The sequence below is a fragment of the Streptomyces sp. NPDC029014 genome, assembly GCF_055564695.1.
Window position 1 is genome coordinate 1 of sequence record NZ_JBVHVT010000213.1, and the last position, 1,985, is coordinate 1,985.

The following is a 1,985-nucleotide window of genomic DNA, read 5'->3' on the forward strand; positions in this document are numbered from 1 at the left end:
TGTTGGTGATCAGGGTCTGCGAGAACGTCTCATGCTTCGACATGAAGATTCTATTGTCGCTGGTCATGTGGAAAGCGTCGGCATAGGCGGTACACCGGTCTTGGGACACCGATGCGTAGTAGAACCTGGGAGACGGGATAGCGATGCCGATCTTCGTGCCCGGGAAAAACTGGCCGACCTCAGCGACCGGTGTATTCACCGGCGGCGGTGGGAGCGGCACAACCTGCAGAACCCGCACCCCCTTCCGCCTCGAGTCATAGAAGACAGATCCGTCCTCTCCGCGCATGCGCAGCCCAACCGGTCCGGAAGCAGCGCGCTCGGTGGCGTCGAAAGTGTAGTACTCCAACGTCTTGTTCGGGGCATTATTCGCTGCAAACACGTAGCAGCTAACACCCGACTGGACAATAGAGAACCCGGTGGTGAACGCGACACTGTCGTTGATGTACCTGATTACGTGCAGTTTCGTTGTTCCGGCAGTGCTCGCCAGCAACCCATAGTTGGACGAAGATGCAAACGGTGGTGAGCCCCCGGTTGAGCTGCCCTGAAAGGAACCCGTATCGAGCGTTCCCGACTTGGCCAGCTGCAGATTCCGATAGCCGGCCCCGATCTGGATCTGCCCGGTCCCTTGGTTCCGCACGCGCAGTCCGACGGCCATCAGCTGTAGATCCCATAATGAAGGGTGATGCCACCGACGGTTCCCGATGTGGGTTTGCTTGGGAACATTTCCATCCTGACGTGGTAGTTCACCACGTCAGGATCCCACGTCCAAGTGATGCCGTTTCCCGAGATGGTCACCGATGGCACCAGCATGCCGTACACAGATCGCTGGTCCTCGCATGTGAAGTAGTAGAAGGGCTCGCCGCCAGAAAAATCGTTGACGACGAGCCCTCCGTTCGCTTCAGGCGGCGCCACCCATTTGTTGTTGGAGTTCACCGGGTTGTAGAGAGGAAACCTGTATGACCCGATCATCTTCGACAGCTTGGTGGTGATCGAGGTCTCCACGTAACCGTTCTCGTTCCTCACGCGAAGGCCGACGTCCGTCATTACAGCAACACTCCAAGTTCGACCGCGGGGACCCCGTTCGGGTAGTACACGTAAACGCCCTGGTTGGTGATGTTCAGGCGGTAGCCGCCGGCCACGGTCCCGTTGAATTCGAACCCACCACCTGCTGCCTTGTTGATGCGCCAGCCGGTTTTTCCCTGCACGTAGTCATCCGACTGGATCACCCCGCTGATCTTCGCGTTGGTGATCGCGGCATCTTCGATGTTGGCGCTCTTGATCCACGCCGTGCCGATCAGCGCCTGGCTGATGAAGGTCTGGCCGCCCTGGATCACGAACGGCGTGGTCACCTGGCCATTGATCACATTGATCAGGGCCAAACGATCGGCCTGGAACAGGATCTGGCTCTGGAAGCTGCCATCGGGCTGGTTCTCGATGCCGATGCCCATGCCAGCGGCGTAGTACTGGCCATTGGCCGCGATTTGCAGCTTCAGGTTCCAGGACGCGCTGATCCGGCCATCAATGTCTACCAGAGCCTGTGCGGTCTCCTGCACGATGGCCTGCGTCTCGCCCACCGATGCCTCAGCGGTGTCGACACGCCTACCCAGCGAGTAGTCCGCTTCGGCGATGACAGTGAGGGTGGTGATGGTGCCGGCGAAAGAGGTCTCATCGCCGGCGTTCCAGTCCTCATCACCGGCATGCTCCGCGCTGTACTGCGCCACCAGGCCGTTCACCTGCTGGCCCACTGCTGTCACCTTGCCGTCCACCTCCTGCACATCCAGCTGCAGTTGGTTCACCTGGCCAACCAGCGCACCCGCCTCTGCCACGGCCTGGCCGACGTCCATCCACTTCGTGCCTGGCGGCGTCTCGTTGCCGTTGCCAGGCCCCTTCCATTGCCAGATCCGGCCGTTGTGGACCACCGTCTGCCCGGGCTCGTAGGTTGCACCGGCCTTCCAGATCAGCGGCACCAGCCCGCTGGTGCTCTC

3 protein-coding genes are annotated in these 1,985 nt (G+C 60.7%); all 3 read right to left on the minus strand.

The annotated features are described in order from the left end of the window. Positions 1–655: hypothetical protein (locus ACZ4VL_RS40555; protein ID WP_468211028.1), on the minus strand; the 655-nt coding region annotated here is incomplete at its 3' end. Next, complete coding sequence (locus ACZ4VL_RS40560; protein ID WP_057503188.1) at positions 655–1,044, minus strand: hypothetical protein; 390 nt, start codon at positions 1,042–1,044, stop codon at positions 655–657. The genes ACZ4VL_RS40555 and ACZ4VL_RS40560, both read right to left, overlap by 1 nt. Continuing rightward, on the minus strand, positions 1,044–1,985 hold a 942-nt coding region (locus ACZ4VL_RS40565; RefSeq protein ID WP_468211031.1), incomplete at its 5' end, for a DUF1983 domain-containing protein. The genes ACZ4VL_RS40565 and ACZ4VL_RS40560, both read right to left, overlap by 1 nt.